The 18,297-nt window shown below is 71.9% G+C and carries 17 protein-coding genes; 2 read left to right on the top strand and 15 right to left on the bottom strand.

The window, feature by feature from the left end; all coding sequences use genetic code 11:
• Positions 1 to 2 precede the first annotated feature (2 nt).
• The 7 genes from ABTZ99_RS09790 to ABTZ99_RS09760 form a co-directional block, all read right to left on the bottom strand.
• Positions 3 to 1,403 (bottom strand): DUF58 domain-containing protein, encoded by a 1,401-nt coding sequence (locus ABTZ99_RS09790; RefSeq protein ID WP_499610034.1) that lies wholly within the window; start codon positions 1,401 to 1,403, stop codon positions 3 to 5.
• Complete coding sequence (locus tag ABTZ99_RS09785; RefSeq protein WP_498774113.1) at positions 1,400 to 2,371, bottom strand: AAA family ATPase; 972 nt, start codon at positions 2,369 to 2,371, stop codon at positions 1,400 to 1,402. The genes ABTZ99_RS09790 and ABTZ99_RS09785 overlap by 4 nt, the downstream gene beginning before the upstream one ends.
• Positions 2,368 to 2,835: a hypothetical protein gene (locus tag ABTZ99_RS09780; RefSeq protein WP_499610031.1), complete on the bottom strand. Its 468-nt coding sequence runs from the start codon at positions 2,833 to 2,835 to the stop codon at positions 2,368 to 2,370. The genes ABTZ99_RS09785 and ABTZ99_RS09780 overlap by 4 nt, the downstream gene beginning before the upstream one ends.
• Positions 2,832 to 3,494: a DUF4129 domain-containing protein gene (locus tag ABTZ99_RS09775; RefSeq protein WP_499610028.1), complete on the bottom strand. Its 663-nt coding sequence runs from the start codon at positions 3,492 to 3,494 to the stop codon at positions 2,832 to 2,834. The genes ABTZ99_RS09780 and ABTZ99_RS09775 overlap by 4 nt, the downstream gene beginning before the upstream one ends.
• A 64-nt stretch (positions 3,495 to 3,558) precedes the next feature.
• Positions 3,559 to 4,506: a hypothetical protein gene (locus ABTZ99_RS09770; RefSeq protein ID WP_499610025.1), complete on the bottom strand. Its 948-nt coding sequence runs from the start codon at positions 4,504 to 4,506 to the stop codon at positions 3,559 to 3,561.
• Entirely contained in the window at positions 4,503 to 5,600 is a 1,098-nt protein-coding gene (locus ABTZ99_RS09765) for a type IV toxin-antitoxin system AbiEi family antitoxin (RefSeq protein WP_499610022.1), read from the bottom strand. The genes ABTZ99_RS09770 and ABTZ99_RS09765 overlap by 4 nt, the downstream gene beginning before the upstream one ends.
• 80 nt (positions 5,601 to 5,680) lie before the next feature.
• A complete protein-coding gene (locus tag ABTZ99_RS09760) occupies positions 5,681 to 6,391 on the bottom strand; it encodes a uracil-DNA glycosylase (RefSeq protein ID WP_499610019.1) in 711 nt (236 codons plus the stop codon).
• Positions 6,392 to 6,421: 30 nt separating this feature from the next.
• Between ABTZ99_RS09760 and ABTZ99_RS09755 the strand changes: the two genes are divergently transcribed.
• On the top strand, positions 6,422 to 7,906 hold the full coding sequence (locus tag ABTZ99_RS09755) for a S10 family peptidase (protein WP_499610016.1): 1,485 nt from the start codon (positions 6,422 to 6,424) through the stop codon (positions 7,904 to 7,906).
• A gap of 65 nt (positions 7,907 to 7,971) precedes the next feature.
• Positions 7,972 to 8,457 (top strand): HIT family protein, encoded by a 486-nt coding sequence (locus ABTZ99_RS09750; RefSeq protein WP_499610014.1) that lies wholly within the window; start codon positions 7,972 to 7,974, stop codon positions 8,455 to 8,457.
• Between the two features lie 14 nt (positions 8,458 to 8,471).
• Here ABTZ99_RS09750 and ABTZ99_RS09745 read toward each other — a convergent pair whose 3' ends face one another.
• From ABTZ99_RS09745 to ABTZ99_RS09710, 8 genes are all read right to left on the bottom strand, one after another.
• Positions 8,472 to 9,467 carry an ABC transporter ATP-binding protein gene (locus ABTZ99_RS09745; protein WP_499610011.1) on the bottom strand — a complete coding sequence of 332 codons (996 nt, stop codon included), beginning with the start codon at positions 9,465 to 9,467 and terminating at the stop codon, positions 8,472 to 8,474.
• Complete coding sequence (locus ABTZ99_RS09740; RefSeq protein WP_499610008.1) at positions 9,460 to 10,434, bottom strand: ABC transporter ATP-binding protein; 975 nt, start codon at positions 10,432 to 10,434, stop codon at positions 9,460 to 9,462. The genes ABTZ99_RS09745 and ABTZ99_RS09740 overlap by 8 nt, the downstream gene beginning before the upstream one ends.
• A gap of 9 nt (positions 10,435 to 10,443) precedes the next feature.
• A complete protein-coding gene (locus ABTZ99_RS09735) occupies positions 10,444 to 11,349 on the bottom strand; it encodes an ABC transporter permease (protein WP_498786875.1) in 906 nt (301 codons plus the stop codon).
• The gene (locus ABTZ99_RS09730; RefSeq protein WP_498786874.1) at positions 11,342 to 12,265 is read right to left on the bottom strand and encodes an ABC transporter permease; all 924 of its coding nucleotides are present in this window, start codon (positions 12,263 to 12,265) and stop codon (positions 11,342 to 11,344) included. Before ABTZ99_RS09730 ends, ABTZ99_RS09735 begins: the two co-directional genes overlap by 8 nt.
• Positions 12,266 to 12,305: 40 nt before the next feature.
• Positions 12,306 to 13,970, bottom strand: a complete 1,665-nt coding sequence (locus ABTZ99_RS09725; protein WP_499610003.1) for a peptide ABC transporter substrate-binding protein — start codon at positions 13,968 to 13,970, stop codon at positions 12,306 to 12,308.
• A 197-nt stretch (positions 13,971 to 14,167) separates the two neighbouring features.
• Positions 14,168 to 15,118, bottom strand: coding sequence for a Ppx/GppA phosphatase family protein (locus ABTZ99_RS09720; RefSeq protein ID WP_499610000.1), 951 nt, complete (start codon positions 15,116 to 15,118; stop codon positions 14,168 to 14,170).
• 839 nt (positions 15,119 to 15,957) lie between these two features.
• Entirely contained in the window at positions 15,958 to 16,317 is a 360-nt protein-coding gene (locus ABTZ99_RS09715) for a hypothetical protein (RefSeq protein ID WP_499609997.1), read from the bottom strand.
• Positions 16,318 to 16,827: 510 nt separating this feature from the next.
• Positions 16,828 to 18,162, bottom strand: a complete 1,335-nt coding sequence (locus ABTZ99_RS09710) for a lytic transglycosylase domain-containing protein (protein WP_499609994.1) — start codon at positions 18,160 to 18,162, stop codon at positions 16,828 to 16,830.
• Positions 18,163 to 18,297 lie beyond the last annotated feature (135 nt).

Below are 18,297 nucleotides of genomic sequence, written 5' to 3'. Positions count from 1 at the left end.
CGTCACCGGGACACCCTCCTCGTGGTCCGGGCGGCACGCAGCACGCCCGCGATCGGCGCGCCCCACGGCAGCACCGCCACGCCGTGCTGCCGCATCGCCTCCAGCCGCACGTCGTGCTCCAGCCGGATCACCTTCAGCACCGCCTCGCCCCACGGCGTCTCACCGTCGGCGCGCAACGGCGACGGCAGCACGTCCACCGCCAGCACGAGGTTGCCCCGCCGCGCCGCGTGCACGGCCAGCTCCACGACCTCGCCGTCCAGGAACGGCGACAGCACCACCACCAGCGCGCCGTGCGGCACCTGCTCGGGCCGCAGCACGGGCCGCTGCGCCCACCCGGCCGACCGCGCGCACACCACGAGCTGGTTGCGCAGCCGCAGCAGCTGCCGCCGCCCCGCGCCCGGCCGCGCACCGAGCTGCGGCCGGCCGAGGTCGACCAGGCCGACCCGGTCGCCCTGCCGCAGGTACCCCGCCGCCAGGGACGCCGCCGCCCGCACGGCCAGGTCGAGGCTGCCGCCGGGCCGGGCCGTCGTGCCGCGCGAGGTCAACGACCACTCGCCGAGCGACCGGCCGGAGACGAGGCCCGCCCTCGCCCGCACCGGCGACGACCAGTCGCCCAGCTCCGCGCCGACGTCCTGCCGCGTGTCCAGCGCCAGCACGACGTCCGCGTCCGCCTCCGCGTGGTGCTCGCGGACGTGCAGGTTCGTGCCCTCGGCCGACCCGGCCATGCCGGCGGCGCGCAACGACACCCGCCAGTCGATGCGCCGCAGCCGGTCGCCGGGCTGGAACGCCCGGATGTCGCGCAGCTCCACCGAGTCGCCCGGCCGCCGCGCCCGGTGCGCGCCGACCAGGCCGACCGCCCGTGCGGGCAGCAGGCCGGCGGGCAGCGCCTCGACGGGCGGCAGGATCACCCGACCGCGTTCGGGGGCCGTCACCGGACCGTGCACGAACAACGCGTCCGGCCCCGCCACCAGGTGGTCCGGCCGCAGGTCGACGCCCTCGCCCCACGCGTCACGGCGCAGCACGACCTCGATCTCCCGCGCCGACGCGGCCACCAGGTGCACCGGGCCGATGCCCTCGCCGACACCGGGCAGCCGGATCGCCATCACCTCGGCGCCCTGGCCCGGGTCGACCTCCACCACCGACTTGGCCGCGCCGACCTCGCCGGTGCGCGGCAACCCGCGCACCCGGACCTGCGGCGTGCCGACGACGGGCGTGACCAGGGCCACCAGCGTCGAGATCAGCAACGGCGCGCCGAACAGGACCAGCTCGACCTCGTGCAGCAGGCCGCCGAGCACCACCATCCCGACGCCCAGCGCGAGGCCGCGCACCAACGCGTCGGTCGGGTGCCAGTGCGCGCCGCGCCCGCTGGTGAACGCCGCGCGCAGCCGTTGCGCCCGGCTCACGACCGGGCGCTCGCGGGCCCGGCCACCCGGCCCAGCAGCTCGGTCACGACCTCCACGCCGGTGACGCCGGACGTCCACGTCTCCGGGCGCAGCGTGAGCCGGTGCGCGAGGGCGGGCACGGCGCACTCCTTGACGTCCTCGGGCAGCACGAAGTCCCGCCCGTCCAGCACCGCCAACGCCCGTCCGACCAGCACCAACGCCTGCGCGCCGCGTGGTGACGCGCCGACCTCGACGGCGCCGTGCGCGCGGGTCGCGGCGGCCAGGTCCACGCAGTACCGCAGCACGTCGTCGTCCACCGACACCTGCTCGACGCCGTGCTGGAGCCGGCGCAGCCGGGCCGCGTCCAGCACGGGCTCGACCTCGGTCTCCTCGCGTTGCCGGGTGAGCCTGCGGCGCAGCACCTCGACCTCCTCGGTGGGCGGCGGGTAGCCGATGTCCAGCCGCAGCAGGAACCGGTCCAGCTGAGCCTCCGGCAGCGGGTAGGTGCCCTCGTACTCCACCGGGTTCGCGGTCGCCAGCACGTGGAACGGGCGGGGCAGGGCGAACGTGCGGCCCTCGACCGTGACCTGCCGCTCCTGCATGGCCTCCAGCAGCGCGGACTGCGTCTTCGGCGGGGTGCGGTTGATCTCGTCGGCCAGCAGCAGGCCGGTGAACAGCGGACCCTCGCGGAAGGTGAACTCGCGGTCGCCCGGGTTGTAGAGGAACGAGCCGGTGACGTCGGCGGGCAGCAGGTCGGGCGTGCACTGCAGGCGCTTGAAGTCCAGCTTCAACGCCTGCGCCAGCGACCGCGCCATCAACGTCTTGCCCAGGCCCGGCACGTCCTCCAGCAGCACGTGCCCGCCCGCGAGGATCGCCGCCAGGGCGAGCCGCAGCGACCGCTCCCGGCCCACGACCACCGTGCCGACGGCGGCCAGCACCGCCTTCGCCTCGGCCGCGATCGCCTCGACGCCCACGTCGGTTCCGGTCACAGGTTCTCCAACAGGTCGGCGAGCTTCGACGGCTCGGGCAGCGGTGCTTTCGGGTCGGTGAGCAGGCGGTGCAGGTCGGGGCCCAGCACCTCGCGGGCTCGCGGGTGGTGGAGGTCGTGGATGCCGTGCACCTGCCGCAGCCGTGCCTCGGCGAGCCTGCGCAGCCGGGGCTGGACGCGGACGGTGAACCGGTCCTGGTCGGCGGCGGCCTCGGCGAGGCGGCTCGCGAGAGTACTGGCCTGCACGGACGTGGCGGTGGAGAGGGTGGCGGGCTGCTGCGCCCACACGATGTCCGTCGCGCGCGGCAGGCGTGCGACGAGCAGCGCCAACCCGCCGACGGGCAGCGCGAGCACCACCGCCCACAGCCACGGCGCGCCCACGCGGACCAGCACGAACGCCGTGACGGCCGCGACCGCCACCGCCAGCACGACCGCGCGTCCCATCCCGCCGACGAGGGCGTTCACCGCAGGTCCCGCACGATGTGCTCCAACGCCTCGGTGGCGGTGCGGGCGTCGGCCGCGGTGACCTCGGCCGTGCCGAACCGGGCCCGCTGGTAGACGCGGCGCAGCGTGCCGGTCGCGTGCTCGTCGACCTGGTAGCGGCGCAGCAGGTCGCCGGTGAACTCGGTGGCCGTCTGGTGGCCCTCGCGGGGCGCGCCGCTGTCCTGCGCGGCCCGTTCGAGGGTGAGCCAGGCGGCGATCACGGCGTCGCCGGGCGGTCCGCTCGTGCCCTCGCGCAGCTCTTCGAGGGCCTCGGCGGCACGGCGGACGAGGATCGGCGGCGGTGTGGCGTGCGCCTCGGGCAGGTCGGGCGCGTCGACCGCGGCGCCCACGCCACGCCGCCGCCGTCGGCGCCGGAACACGCCGAGCGAGATGAGCAGCGAGACCACGCCGACCACCGCCACCGCGATGAAGACGATCACGAGGACCAGCAGCGACCCGGCCGCAGCGGAGGGTCCCACCTCGGTGTCGAGCGGCGGGCTCGAGTCGGCGGTCGGCGGCGGGGCCTCGTCGCCACCGGCCGGGCGGTCCTGGTAGCGCACCGGCGACGTGCCGCCTGCCGCGAGCGCGATGAGGACGAGCGCGGACCCGACCGCGAGGACGAGCGCGAGCCGGGGCTTCATGGACCAAGGATGCCTGTCGGCCACGTCCGGTGCGGGTGGTTTGACCCCGACACGGCCAACCGGGTCAACGGCCTGGTCCGCGCCGTCCTCCTGACCCGGCACCGCTGGAACGGGAGCGTCCCGAACCCGCCGGCGCCGTGGCGGTCCGCCCGGAACTCGAACCGCCAACCGGATGAGCGTGTTCTACCGGCTCATGCCGGTTTCGCGCCGTCGAACTCGCGGAGCAGGTCGTCGACCAGTGCCACCATCGACAACTTGATCTCATCGGGATCGCCGAAGCCCGCCTCGCGTCGGCGGCGAGCACCGGGAGCAGGTCCTCAGGTCGCGCCGCGAGCACGCGGAGCTCGTCCACCGCCAGCCGCACCACCGCGCTCGACAGCCGGGCCGAGGCCGAGGCCGTCAGATCACGGGCCAACCGCGTCGTGTCCACGGCACGGAGCAGCCGCAGCACGTCGAGCCCGTCCTTCGGCTTGAGCCGGTGCGGCTTCTCGCGCCGTTCCGCGATCTTGACGACCTTCGACACGATGAGAGCGGCGGGGCCTGCCACCTTGATGTCGAACGATCGGTGGTCGTCGCCGTCCAGCGAGCTGATGACGTGGACCTCGTTGTCCACGATCGCGGGCTCGAGCCCGAACGTCCTGCGGGCAGTCGCCTTGTCGTCGTGGGGTGGGCGAAGGTCCGCGGACCGCCTGCCGGCCGAGCCGCTGAGCGCTTCGGGCGCCATCAGGTCGACGGCGATGTCACCGCGGCCGAGCCAAATTCCAGGCTGCCCACCCGGCACGAACCCCGCGGCACGCATCGCGTCCACGATGGAAGGCTCGTCGGCGAGCCGATCGGGGATCAATGCCAGGTCCGCGTCGGTGGTGGTCGGCGCGGTGACGAAATCGGCGTCGCCCGCGTGCAAGTAGACAGCTTGCGCACCGACGAGCACGACGGCGTCACGGTGGGCTCCGAGTCCGTCGAGGGCGTCCAGCAGCACCGAACGAGCCTTGACGTATTCCTGCGGGATCACGACACCCAGCCTCGATCACTTGCGCCGAGCACGGCCATCAGCTGCTCGGCTTCCTCGGTCGACCGGCCCGGCCCGGTCAGGAGATCCGCCACCACCTGCGCGGGCGGGGCGAAGGCGACTCCGTCGACGATCCGCGACTTCGCGTGCACCACGTCGTCGTAAGGCCGCATGACCACGACGTTCGCGCCCCGATCAACCGGTCTCAGGCCCAACTGGTCCATGAGGCCGATCGGGTCCTCCGCGTACAGGCTCAACGAGACGAGCGGTGAAACCGACGTCACACCATCCGGCAGATACGCCCGCGCCGCCGCGGAGCCAGTCACGGCGATGCGGGTCCCCACCGCCACCAATGCGTTCAACGCGTGGTTCAGCCCGCGCGGGTCCAGTGTGGTCACGACCTCGTTCGAGGTGGTGACGTGGTAGTCCTGCACCCAACGCTCGATCAGCGCTCGTTTCCGGACAGCGGTGACGGAACCGTTGGATTCACGGTCGATGGCCGCTTCCCGGTGGAGCAGCTCGAGGACCCTCGCGCTCGTCGCGGCACTGACGTGTGCTCGTTGGGCGAGGTCCCGCACACCTGTGGGGGGTGACGTCTCGCACAGCTCCAGCACGACCCTCGCGGCCGCCGACCCGCGAAGCGACTTGAGCAGTCGATCCGACGGGTCGCGCAGATCGCTCCGGTCCGCGCCGACGCGATCGAGGAGCACCGCGGGCCGGTCCAGCCTGAGGCGGAGGTTGCCCTTGGCGTCGAACCAGCCCAGGCCTCGCTCGTCCAGTCGAGCGCGGGTCATCGGCGAGATGAACGGCGCGGCCAGCACCGCACCGCCGACCACCCGGCCGTCGCGTGCGGCCGCCGTGGCGTACGCGTCCAACTGCTCGGCCACCGCGGCGACGTCGCGTGGCACGACCGCCGCCTTGCACTCGATCAGCACTCGTGTCGTCGCCCCGTCGGGCGCGGTGATGGTGAGCGTGGCGTCCGGCCGGTAGCCGTGGCGCGAACTGTCCGACGACGGCTGCCGATCGGTGGTGACCGACCACGTCGTGGGCAGGGCGGAGCGCAGGGCTTGCTCCAGGGCAGGTAGCAGCTGCGTCACGCCGATTCCGCGTTGGACGCTGTTCCGTGACACATGGAACATGTTAGTTTGCGGAACAGGTCAGCGCCATCTCCCTGATGTCACCCGATCGTGGCCAGTCCTGCGGCGGTCCCGGCGGCGCGCAGGACGTCTTGCAGCATGGGTGCGGTGAGCCTGCCCGTGAACGTGTTGTGCGGGCTCACGTGGTAGCAGCCGAGCAGGTGCAGCGGTTCGCCGCCGTCCTGCGCGGGCAGGGTCAGGTGCACGCCGTGGCCGAAGACCGGGCGCGGGCGCGGCACCTGCCAGCACGCGGCCAGCGCGGGCAGCGCCGCCTGCCAGCCGAACGCGCCCAGCACGAGCACCGCGCGCAACGTCGGCCGCAGCAGCTCCAGCTCCCGGATCAGCCACGGGCGGCAGTTGTCGCGCTCCTCCGGGGTCGGCTTGTTCTCCGGCGGCGCGCACTTCACCGGCGCCGTGATCCGGGTGCCGATCAGCTCCAGCCCGTCGCCCGGGTGCGTGGCCGTCGGCTGGGTCGCCAGGCCCACCGCGTGCATCGCCGCGTACAGGAAGTCGCCCGAGCGGTCGCCGGTGAACATGCGGCCCGTGCGGTTGGCGCCGTGCGCGGCCGGGGCCAGGCCGATGATCGCCAGCGACGCGTCCGCCGGCCCGAACCCCGGCACCGGGCGCCCCCAGTACTCCTGGTCGCGGAACGCCGCCCGCTTGACCCGCGCCACCTCCTCGCGCCACGCCACCAGCCGCGGGCACGCCCGGCAACTGGTAACCCGTTCGTCAAGAGCGGAAAGCGGGAGCACCGGCGGCGACTCCGATCGTAGAGTTCGACCATGACCGACAAGGACAACGGCGACGAGCAGGCCGCCGCGGACAACGGCGACGAGAAGGACCTCCCTGCCGACGACCTCGTCACCACCCAGCACAGCATCACCGTCAAGCGGCGCAAGCTGAACTACACCACGACCACCGGTCGGGTGGTGCTGCGCCAGGAGGTGCTGACCGAGGGCAAGTTCGACGGGCACCTGCCGAAGGCCGAGGTCTTCGTCACCGCGTACACGCTGGACGGCGCCGACCCGGCGAAGCGGCCGGTGACGTTCGCGTTCAACGGCGGCCCCGGCTCGTCGAGCGTGTGGCTGCACCTGGGCCTGCTCGGACCGCGCCGGGTCGTCTCCGGCGACGTCGGCGCCCTCACGCCGCCGCCGTACGACCTGGTCGACAACACCGAGACGCTGCTCGCGCACAGCGACCTGGTGTTCATCGACCCGGTGTCCACCGGCTACTCGCGGGCGGTGAAGGGCGAGAAGCCCGGCCAGTACCACGGCTTCCAGGGCGACCTGGAGTCGGTCGGCGAGGTGATCCGGCTGTGGACCTCGCGCAACGGGCGGTGGATGTCGCCGAAGTTCCTGGCCGGCGAGTCGTACGGGACCACGCGCGCGGCCGGCCTGGCCGACTACCTCCAGTCGCGCTACGGCATGTACCTCAACGGGCTGATGCTGATCTCGTCCGTGCTGGACTTCACCACGCTGGACTTCAGCGAGGGCAACGACCTGCCGCACACGCTGTTCCTGCCGACCTACGCGGCGATCGCGCACTACCACGGGCTGCACGGCGACCGTTCGCTGGAGGACGTGCTGGCCGACGCGGAGGACTTCGCCTCCCGCGACTACCCGTGGGCGCTGGCGCGCGGCAACCGGCTGTCCACTGAGGAGCGCGCGGCGGCGGTGGCGCGGCTGGCCGCGTTGACCGGGCTCAGCGAGGACTACGTGGACCGGGTGGACCTGCGGGTCGAGCACGTGCGGTTCTTCACCGAGCTGCTGCGGTCGCAGCGCAAGGTCGTCGGCCGGCTGGACTCCCGGTTCACCGGCGCGGACGCGGACTACGGCCGCGAGCACTTCAGCGAGGACCCGTCGTACTCGGCGATCCTCGGCCCGTACACGGCGGCGCTCAACCACTACGTGCGGGCGGAGCTGGAGTACGAGAACGACCTGCCGTACGAGATCCTGACGATGAACGTGCGGCCGTGGTCGTACAAGGAGTTCGAGGGCACGCACGTGACGGTGGCGAACAAGCTGGCGTCGGCGATGCGCGCCAACCCGCACCTGAAGGTGCACGTCGCGTACGGCTACCTGGACGGCGCGACGCCGTACTACGCGGCCGAGCACGTGGTGGCGCACCTGCAGATCCCCCGGGAGCTGCACGCGAACATCGAGGCCGCGTACTACCCGGCGGGCCACATGATGTACGTCCACGAGCCGTCACGGGTGCAGCAGTCGAAGGACCTCGCGGCGTTCGTGGAATCGGCCTCGAACCGCTGACCCCGTCCCCGTCGCGGGCCTGCCGGAACGGCCCGCGACGGGCGCACGACCACCCGGGAGTGGGCATGGACGTCGTGGGGTGCCTCGGCTGCGACCTGTTGACCGGTCGCCAAGCGTTGCCGGGCGGGGTCGTCCACGAGACGCGGTCGTGGGTGGTGAACCACGTCGTCGGCCCGATGAACCTCGGCACCCTCATCGTCGGTCCGCGCGAGCACGTGGTGGCGGTCGCGGACCTCGACGACGAGGCGGTGGCCGAGATGGGCCCGTTGCTGCGCGACACGGCCCGCGTGGTCGAGGCCGTCCGCCGGCCCGAGCAGACCTACGTGTGCCTCTGGTCGCACGGGCCGGCCGCGCGGCGACACCTGCACATCGCGGTGCAGCCGGTGACCGCCGAGCTGGTGGCGCGGTACGGCGGGCTGCGGTCGGAGCAGTTGCAGGCCCGGATGATGGACGGTGGGCAGGAGCCGGACCGGGCCGAGGTCGAGGAGTTCTGCGCCGAGGCGCGGCGGGTGTTCGCCGCGATCCGCCGCGACCGGGGCCGGGGTGGGTGACCCGGGAAGCCCGGTCACGGGACCACGTGGCGTTCCTCGGCGAAGTGGCAGGCGCTGGGGTGGGCGCCGACGCGCGTGACGAGCGCCGGCTCCTCCACGGCGCACACGTCCCGCGCCTTCCAGCACCTCGTGCGGAACCGGCAGCCCGACGGCGGGTTCACCGGTGACGGCACGTCGCCGGTCAGGCGGATCACGTCACGGCGGCCCCGCAGCGCCGGGTCGGCCACCGGCACGGCCGACAGCAACGCCTGCGTGTAAGGGTGCGTGGGGTGTTGGTAGATCTGCTCCTCGGTGCCGATCTCGACGATCTTCCCGAGGTACATCACGGCCACCCGGTCGGACAGGTGCCGCACCACCGACAGGTCGTGCGCGATGAACACGTAGGCCAGCCCGAACTCGCGCTGCAACTCCGCCAGCAGGTTCATCACCTGCGCCTGGATCGACACGTCCAACGCGGACACCGGCTCGTCGCACACGATCACCTTGGGCCGCAGCGCCAGCGCCCGCGCGATCCCGATCCGCTGCCGCTGCCCGCCGGAGAACTGGTGCGGGTACCGGTTGAGGTGCTCCGGGTTCAGCCCGACCACGTCGAGCAGCTCGCGCACCCGCGCCGCCCGCGACCCCTCGGGCGCGACCTCCGGGTGGATCTCGAACGGCTCGCCGACGATGTCGCCCACGGTCATCCGCGGGTTCAGCGACGTGTACGGGTCCTGCAGCACGATCTGCATGTCCCGCCGCCACCGCCGCAACGCCGCGCCCCGCAACGAGAACATCGGCTCGCCCTCGAACAGCACCGTCCCCGACGTCGGCGGCTCCAGCCGCATCAGCACCTGCGCCAACGTCGACTTGCCGCACCCCGACTCGCCGACCACGCCCAGCGTCTCGCCCGCGCGCAACGAGAACGACACGCCGTCCACCGCGCGCACCCGTCCCACGGTCCGCCGGAACAGCACCCCGCGCGTCACCGGGAAGTGCTTCACCAGCTCGCGCACCTCCAGCAGCTCAGCCACCGACGACCTCCTCCGCGAAGTGGCACGCGCTGGTCCGCCCCGCACCGAGCCGCACGTCACCGGGCACGTGCGTCGCGCACACGTCCTCCGCCCGCGGGCACCGGGGGTGGAACGGGCAGCCGGACGGGATCCGCAGCAGGCTCGGCGGCAGCCCGCGGATCGTCTCCAGCGCGGCGCCCTTCGAGTCCAGCCTCGGCAGCGACCGCATCAACGCCGCCGTGTACGGGTGGCCGGGCGAGCGGAACAGCGACACCGCGTCCGCCTGCTCCACGATCCGCCCCGCGTACATCACCACGATCCGGTCGGCCACCTCGGCGACCACGCCCAGGTCGTGCGTGATCAGGACCAGCCCCATCCGCCGCTCCCGCTGGATCTCCGCCAGCAGGTCCATGATCTGCGCCTGCACGGTCACGTCCAGCGCCGTCGTCGGCTCGTCCGCGATCAGCACCTCGGGGTCGAGCGCCAGCGCCATCGCGATCATGGCCCGCTGCCGCATGCCGCCGGAGAACTGGTGCGGGTAGTCGCGGACCCGCTGCCGCGCCGCCGGTATCCGCACCAGGTCGAGCAGCTCGACGGCCCGCGCCCGGGCCCGCGCCCGGCTCATCCCGCGCCGCAGCCGGAGCTGCTCCTCGATCTGGAACCCCACCGTGAACACGGGGTTCAGCGCCGACAACGCGTCCTGGAAGATCATCGCCACGCCGTCGGCGCGGACCGCGCGCCGTCGTTGCGCCGACGCCGACAGCAGCTCCTCGCCGCGGAACCGCACCGAGCCGCCCGTCACGAACGCGGGCGGCGTGTCCAGGATCCCCATGACGGCCTGCGCGGTCACGCTCTTGCCCGAGCCGGACTCGCCGAGCACGGCCAGCGTCTCGCCCGCCGACACGTGGTAGCTCACGCCGTTGAGCACGCGCGCCACCCCGTCCCGGGTGCGGAACTCCACGTGCAGGTCCTCGACCTCCAGCAGCACGACCGCCTCCTACCGCAGCTTCGGGTCGAGGGCTTCGCGGACCGCGTCGCCCAGCATCACGAACGCCAGCACGGTCGCGGTCAGGAAACCGGCCGGGAACAGCAGCGCGTGCGGCGCGACGCGCAGGTAGTCCTTGGCGCTGTTGATCATCACGCCCCACGACACGACCGGCTGCCGCAGCCCGATCCCCAGGTAGGACAGGGTCGCCTCGGCCCCGATGAACGCGCCCAGCGCGATCGTCGAGTAGACCAGCACGGGCGCGACGGTGTTGGGCAGCAGGTGCTTGCCGATGATCCGCGCCGACGACGCGCCGAGCGCCCGTGCGGCCTTCACGTAGTCCTGCTGCTTGGCCGCGATCGCGGTGGACCGCATGATCCGCATCGCCACCGGCCACGACAGCACGGAGATCGACAGCACCACCTGCGCCACGATCCGCGCCGGCCCCGCGTCACCGCCCGCGTTCAACGTGGTCAGGATGACGATCGCGCCCAGCACGAACGGCACGCCGACGAACACGTCCGCGATCCGCGACACGACGGCGTCCAGCCACCCGCCGTAGAACCCGGCCAGCATGCCGGCGCCTGCCCCGACCAGGACGACGCCCGCCGTGGCCAGCACCCCGACGACGACCGACGCCCGCGCGCCGTGGACGACCCGCGTGTAGATGTCGTAGCCCTGGTTGTCGTACCCGAACCAGGCCGCCGCCGAGGGCGCGCCGCGCGACCGGGACAGGTCCGCCGCGTTCGGGTCGCCGGACGCGAACAGGCCGGGGAACGCCGCCATCAGCAGCACGAGCGCGATCAACGACACGGACACCCAGAACAGCGGCCGCCGCCGCAACGCGTGCCAGGCGTCGCCGAACAGGCCGCGCGGCCGTTCTGGTCCGGTGAGGGGTGGGGCCAGTCGGTCAGTCATAGCGGATCCTCGGGTCCAAGACCGCGTACAGCAGGTCCACCAGCAACGTCATCAGCAGGTACACCAGGACCAGCACGGTCACCACGCCGGTCACCATCGCGCCGTCCTTGGTCAGGATCGACCGGAACACCAGGCCGCCGACGCCGGGCACGTTGAAGATCCCCTCGGTGACGATCGCGCCGCCCAGGAACGCGCCGAGGTCCGTGCCCAGGAACGTGACCACCGGGATCAGCGAGTTCCGCAGCAGGTGCACGCCGACGACCCGGCGCGTCGGCAGCCCTTTGGCCAACGCCGTGCGCACGTAGTCCGCGCGCCGGTTCTCGGCGATGCTCGCGCGCGCCAGCCGGGCGACGTAGGCCATGGACAGGCTGGCCAGCACGAAGCCGGGGACGACCAGGTTCCCGAACGTGGGCGTGGTGACCGTGGGCGCGATCCAGCCGAGCTGCAGCCCGAACACCAGCTGCACGACGTACCCGGTGACGAACACCGGGACCGAGATCAGGAACAGCGTCGAGACCAGCACGAGGCTGTCCAGGAACCCGCGCTCGCGCAGCCCCGACACCACGCCCGCGGTGATGCCGATGACCGCCTCGACCAGCACCGCGACCAGGGCGAGCCGCAACGTCACCGGGAACGCCGCCGCGAGCCGGTCGATCACCTGCACGCCGGAGGACGTGACGCCGAAGTCGCCCTGGACCAGGTTGACCAGGTACTTCCAGTACTGGAGCGGCAGCGGGTCGTCCAGGTTGAACCGCTCGCGCATCATCGACACGTAGGAGGCCGGGCAGTCGCGCTCGCCGCACTTGCCCTCGAACGGGTCGCCCGGGACCGCCCACACCAGCGCGTAGATCAGGAAGGTGGTGCCGAGGAACACCGGCACCACCTGGAGCACCCTGCGCAGCACGTACCGACCCAACTCCGCACTCCCCTCGGCCGGATGGCTGGACTGGCCGGTGTCAGGCCACTTCCACCGAGTAGAGGTCGAGCGTGCGGAACGGGTCGAGGTCGGCCACCTTGAGCCGGTCGGACCGGCCCGCGATGGTGTTCTGCGTCCACAGCGGGATGGACGGCAGGTCGGCGGCCAGCATCCGCTCGGCCTCCAGGTACAGCTCGATCGCCGCCTCCTCGCTCGGGGCCCGGTCGGCCTCGGCGAGCTTCGCGTCGAACGCCGGGTTGGAGTACAGCCCGTCGTTGGACGACGCGCCCGTGCGGAACAGCGGCGTGAGCCAGTTCTCGATCGACGGGTAGTCGGCGATCCAGCCGGCCCGGTACATGCCGGTCATCTTGTGCGCGTTCACGTTCTGCCGGAACTCGCCGAGGCTGGTCGACGGCACGAGCCGCGCTTCGACGCCGAGGGTGTTCTTGATGCTGTTGACCACCGCTTCGGCCCACTCCTGGTGCCCGCCGTCGGTGTTGGTCAGCAGCACGATCTCCCCGGTGTAGCCCGACCTGGCGAGGGCCTCCTTGGCCTTGTCCGGGTCGTACGTGCAGTTCTCGCCGCACTGACCGGGCCGGTAGCCCTTCATCAACGGGTGCGCCCAGCCGTCCGCGGGCTTGCGCGTCCCCTCGAAGATCCGCTCGGTGATCTCCTCGCGGTCGATCGCCATGGAGATCGCGCGGCGCAGGTCCGCGTTGTCGTAGGGCTCCAGGTAGAACGGGAACGCGATGGTCTGGTTGTTCAGCGTCTCCCGCTGCACCACCCGGTCGCCGAGGTCGGTCTCGTACTGCTTGCCCGCCAGCGCGTTGGGCGGCAGTTCCTCCATGAAGTCCAGGTTGTTCGACACGAGGTCGGCGTAGGCCGACTCCCGGCTCTGGTAGACCTTCAGGGTGAGGTCCTTGAACTTCGGCTTGTCGGCGCCCTTGTAGTCGTCGTAGCGGGTCAGCTTGATGTCGGCGCCGACCGCGCGGGAGACGTACTTGAACGGGCCGTTGCCGATCGGGTTCGCCTCGAAGGCGGCGCGGTCGGCGAAGAAGGCTTTCGGCAGCGGGGAGAACACCTCGTAGCCGATGGTCACCGGGAACACCGCGAACGGCTCGGACAGCGTGATGGTGAACGTGTGGTCGTCCACGACTTCGAGGCCGGACATCGTCTCGGCGGTCGGCGCCGGCGGCTCCTGCGGCCCGTCGGCGCCGTCGGGGTCGGCCGGGTGGACCGCGTCGAAGCCCTCGACCTGGGAGAAGAAGCTCGCGCCCTGGGTGGCGTTGGGGCCGTAGGCGGTCCAGTTCCAGGCGTCCACGAAGCTGTCGGCGGTGACCGGGGTGCCGTCGTGGAACAGCCAACCCTGCTTGAGCTTCACGGTGAAGAGCTGGGAGTCGGCGGTGTCGATCGACTCGGCCATCGCGTTGACCGGCTGCGCGTCCTGCGCGCGGTACTCGACCAGGCCGGTGAACAGCGGGTCGAGGACGCGGCTGCCGCCGACCTCGGTGGTGTTGCCCGGGACGAGCGGGTTCTCCGGCTCGGTGTTGAAGATCGTGATGCCGGCTTCGGTGTCCGTGCCGGCCGGGGTCTCCGCCGAACCGCAGGCCGTGGCCACCAGGGCGAGCGCCACGGCTGCGGCGGCAGCGGCGGTCGTGGTTGGGGCCGGGGTCCGGGTCGGGCGTGTTAATCGTGCACGTGACATGGGTCCTCCCACCTGATCGGGGTCACCGAGCAGAGTCGACCGCTTTCACAGCGTGAGGGAGAACCTAGGGGCAGCGTGACCGGGGCCACACGGGTGCGCGAGTCACGACCTGGTCACGATCGATCCCAGTTGACGGACGGGTGGGTTGACCTGCGGCTGAGCCGGGTCAGCCGGCGCAGGGGCGGACCCGTGGCGCCTCAGGCCAGGGCGAAGGCGATGCCGTCGAGGATGTCGTGCTCGCTGGCGACGAGCTCGGTGACGCCCTGCGCTTCCAGGTGGTCGGCGAGCGTGCGGACGACCAGCGCGCCGCCGCAGATCACGTCGACCCGACCGGGGTGCATCGGGCCGAGGGCGGCGCGCTCGTCGTGACCCATGGTGAGCAGCTTCGCCGTGACCTCGCGGATCCGGTCGAGGCCGAGTCGGGCCAGGTGGATCTCCTCCGGCTCGTAGCGCGGCAGTTCCTTGGCCAGCGCGACGAGGGTCGTGACGGTGCCGGCCACGCCGATCCAGGTCTTGGCCTTGGCGGTCGGCACGGCGGCGAACGCCTCGGCGAGCACGTCCCGCGTCACCCGCACCGCTTCCTCCACCTGGGCCTCGGTCGGCGGGTCCGAGTGCAGGCAGCGCTCGGTGAGCCGGACGCAGCCGATGTCGACCGACCGGGCGGCCTCGACCTCGCCGCGCACTCCGTTCCACGTGCCCAGGACCAACTCGGTCGACCCGCCGCCGATGTCGGAGACGAGGAACGGGCCTTCGTCCGCGTCCAGGTCGGACACCGCGCCCGTGAACGAGAGGCGGGCCTCCTCGTCACCCGTGATGACCTCGGCCTCCACGCCGAGCACTTCGCGGGTCATGTCGAAGAAGGCCGCTTTGTTCGCGGCGTCCCGGGTCGCGGACGTCGCGACCATCCGCACTCGCTCGGTTCCCTTGCGGCGCAGGATGTTCGTGTAGTCCACGAGCGCGGCACGGGTGCGCGCGATGGCGTCCGGGTGCAACTCACCGGTCGCGTCGACGCCCTGGCCGAGCCGGACCACCCGCATCTCCCGGTGCACGTCCCGCAACCACCGCTCCCCACCGTCCGATGTGGTCACGTCCGCGACCAGGAGTCGGATCGAGTTGGTCCCGCAGTCGATCGCGGCCACGCGTGCCATGCCCGATGTCCTTCCCCGGTGATGAGTGCTGCCCCCAGGAGACTAGTGGTGGGCGGTCGTCCGGCCAGGGCCGGCGGGTTGGTTGGCTGGTTGGTAGGTAGGTAGGTAGGTAGGCGGAAGGTCTAAAGATCAAAGATCAAAAGCGTCCTCGCCGGACGGGCAGATCAGCAGGATGACCCCTCGTTCAGCGGTCAAGCGCCGGGTCCGTCGTGGGTCCGGACTCCGTGTCATCCCACCGACCTCCCTCCGGGCTACCACACGTATCAAGGGGGCAGCCATCAGCACACCACCGGGCAAAGGACGCACAGCCCCCTTGACACGCGCGGTAGGGCAAAGCCAGGTCGGCGGGATGACACGAACCCCTCGTTTAGAGGCAAGAGCCGGCACCGAGCCCATAACGACACGGGCCCACACCACCCGCTCCGGACCCGCCCCTCCCGGGCCACTGACACGCCCTTCCTCCCAAAGGAGGGCTTCGTGTCATCCCGCCGACCTGGCAGAGCCCTACCGCACGGGTCAAGGGGGCACATCCCACCCAACAGGAACACTAGGCCGGAACCGCCCCCTTGACGCGTGTGGTAGCCCGGAGGGAGGTCGGTGGGATGACACGAAACCCGGACCCACAACGGACCCGCAACACCACCACCCAACCAGGAGTCATCCTGCTGATCTGCCCGTCCGGCGAGGACATGCTTTTAAGGCTTTGATCTTTCCTCTTTGGCCTGGACACAGCCATCGGAACGCACGAACGAACGAACGAACGGGCGCTCGCCGAGTGATTGCGAGATTGCGAGCGCCCGCCCGTACGTCAGCCTGATCGCCTGTCAGCCCATCGCCTGTCAGTTGGGCGCGTGGATCTGGTCTGCGGAGTTGGCCGCGTAGTCCCGCGTCGCCCCACGCACGAACATGTTCTGCTCGGCGTGGTTACCGGAGAAGTACTGCTTGATCGAGCCGTTGAACGGCGTGGTGGAGGCGTTGCGGCCGTACACGTCCGTGTAGACCGTGGTCGGCCCGGAGTTGCGCAGCTTGAAGCCACCCGCCCGGAACTCCCGCAGCGTGCCCTTGAAAGGCGAGCGCGGGTCGTCCCACGCCACCCCGTTGTTCCACTGCGACGGGACGGAGTAGGTGACGCCGCAGCCCGTGGCGGCGGCCTGCGCCACGAACACCGTGCTCCCCACGCCGACCGCGGCGACCGCCACTGCCGATAAGAATCTGAACCTGTATCTGCGCATGGTCTTTCTGCCCTCCATCAAGGTGTAGCCGGTATCCGTGCGGCGGCTCAGGGCATCGCGGGGTGAGGGTGGATTCGGGTTGCCGTCAACGCCGGGAAGAAGCGCGAGCGCCGCGGCGGAACCCCTCGCGGCTGATCGGACGACCGGCGGCGTGGTCCACGGGCATGCTTCCTCCTCGTTGAGGGCAGCGGGACAGCACTCGGCGAGCCTGCTTCGACCGGTGGCGGGATGGCGGCCGCCGCGCACCGGGGTCGTTGCGCCGCGGCGGGTTCGGTCGGTCGTCGTGCGGCCCGACGACCGGATCACCGAAGCACGGCGGGTGACCGGACCGGCGGATCGGGATCTGCCGGTGCGGGTAGTGTTCGACCGACTCCACGGCGTTGTCAACGCTTGTCGAAACGTTGCGAAAGCGCCTGTCTTAATCCGTTAAGCGCTCTGTGGGATCACCCGGTGCGGGAAAAGTGGCTCTCAGGCGACTCAGGTGGCCCGCATGGACGACGACGTCGGGTAGGTCGGGCCTGAACCGGTTGAGGACGTGCTCCCGGACGTGCCGCTGGACGTGCCGCCCGTCGTGCCACCGGACGTGCCGTCGGGCGACGTGCCGGCCGAGGTCGTCCCGGCGGGCGTGGTCGCGGGCGCCTCGGTCGTCGTGGTGGTGGTCGTCGTCGTGGTCGGCGTGGGGCAGCCGGGCGGGATCGACGGCGTCGTGGTGGGCGTCGTCGTCGGCGTGGTGGTCGTCGTCTCCGTCGGCTGCGTGGGGCACGTCGGCGTCGTCGTGGTCGGACTCGTCGGCACGGTCGGGGTGAACGTGATCGTCACACCGGGCCGCGTCGTGGTCGTGGTCGACGTCGTCGTCGGGTTCGACGTGCCGGAGGACGGCGGCGTCGTGTTGCCGGGCGGCGAGGCGTTGTTGTTGTTGTCCGACGGGGTGTTGCCGTTGCCCGGGTCGGGCCCGAAGTCGTCGTCCGAGCCGATGATGTCGGGCAGCACGGGCACGCCGCTGGCGTACACCTCCGCCCAGTACAGCACCGTGGCGACGTACTCGTTGGACTGGTTGTAGCGGAACACCGCACGCGCGCGCTGCACCGGATCGCTCACGTCGGCGTTGTTGGCGCACAGGTAGTTGCCCGCGCCGATGGTGGCGTCGTAGATGTTGTTCGGGTTCCGGTCGCCGTCCTCGTTGCCGTCGGCCGCGTAACCGGCCCACGTGGACGGGATGAACTGCATCGGGCCGACGGCCCGGTCCCAGGTGCGGTCGCCGTCGAACCGGCCGCCGTCGGTGTCGCGGATCGCGGCCACGCCGGGCGAGCCGTCGAGCACGGGGCCCACGATCCGCTCGACCGTGGTGCCGCTCTCGGTGACCCGGCCGCCGCGGGCGTGCCCGGACTCGATGCGGCCGATGCTCGCCAGCAGCGGCCAGTCCAGCTTGCAGCCCGGCGTGGTCCGACCCAGCCGGTCGGCCGCGCGCATGTAGGCGTCGAGCATGACGCCGGGGATGCCGTGCTGGCCCTCGCGCAGGAACCCGCCCTCCAGCGGGGGCAGGTCGTCCTCGAACTCCGACGGGTCGTCGGCGTCGGCCAGCAGGGCCGCGCTCAGCTCGTCGGTCTCGGGCAGCCGGCCGGTGGCGCCGAGCTTGCCCTGGGCGTCCAGCGCGAGCGTGCCCAGCACGTCGCCCGGACCGGGCGGCACGGCCTCGACGTCGGCGCGGTCGGCGGAGGCGAACCAGTCCATCGGCGCGGCCGTGTGCAGCAGCGCCGGCACGAGCAGCGCGGCGGTCGCGGTCGCCGCGAAGCCCCATTGCCGAGGCGTCATCGTGCCCGGATGGACCTTGGTCCGCTTCCGCCCCCGACGCTTCGACTTCGGCACAGCCACGAACTCCCCATCGACTCGTCACCCGGCCTGCAGACCAGCCTGCCTGATCCGAACGGCGGTGTCACGGGCACGGCT

The organism is Actinosynnema sp. NPDC002837 (genome assembly GCF_040295345.1).
Taxonomy (GTDB): Bacteria; Actinomycetota; Actinomycetes; order Mycobacteriales; family Pseudonocardiaceae; genus Actinosynnema.
This window is presented reverse-complemented; position numbering and strand designations above follow the sequence as displayed.

Bases quoted from the DNA above. Each gene is read 5' to 3' on its own strand.
- ABTZ99_RS09720 (WP_499610000.1), bottom strand. From the start codon at position 15,118: ATGGCACGCGTGGCCGCGATCGACTGCGGGACCAACTCGATCCGACTC.
- ABTZ99_RS09735 (WP_498786875.1), bottom strand. From the start codon at position 11,349: ATGACTGACCGACTGGCCCCACCCCTCACCGGACCAGAACGGCCGCGC.
- ABTZ99_RS09775 (WP_499610028.1), bottom strand. From the start codon at position 3,494: ATGAAGCCCCGGCTCGCGCTCGTCCTCGCGGTCGGGTCCGCGCTCGTC.
- ABTZ99_RS09755 (WP_499610016.1), top strand. From the start codon at position 6,422: ATGACCGACAAGGACAACGGCGACGAGCAGGCCGCCGCGGACAACGGC.
- ABTZ99_RS09710 (WP_499609994.1), bottom strand. From the start codon at position 18,162: ATGACGCCTCGGCAATGGGGCTTCGCGGCGACCGCGACCGCCGCGCTG.
- ABTZ99_RS09750 (WP_499610014.1), top strand. From the start codon at position 7,972: ATGGACGTCGTGGGGTGCCTCGGCTGCGACCTGTTGACCGGTCGCCAA.
- ABTZ99_RS09725 (WP_499610003.1), bottom strand. From the start codon at position 13,970: ATGTCACGTGCACGATTAACACGCCCGACCCGGACCCCGGCCCCAACC.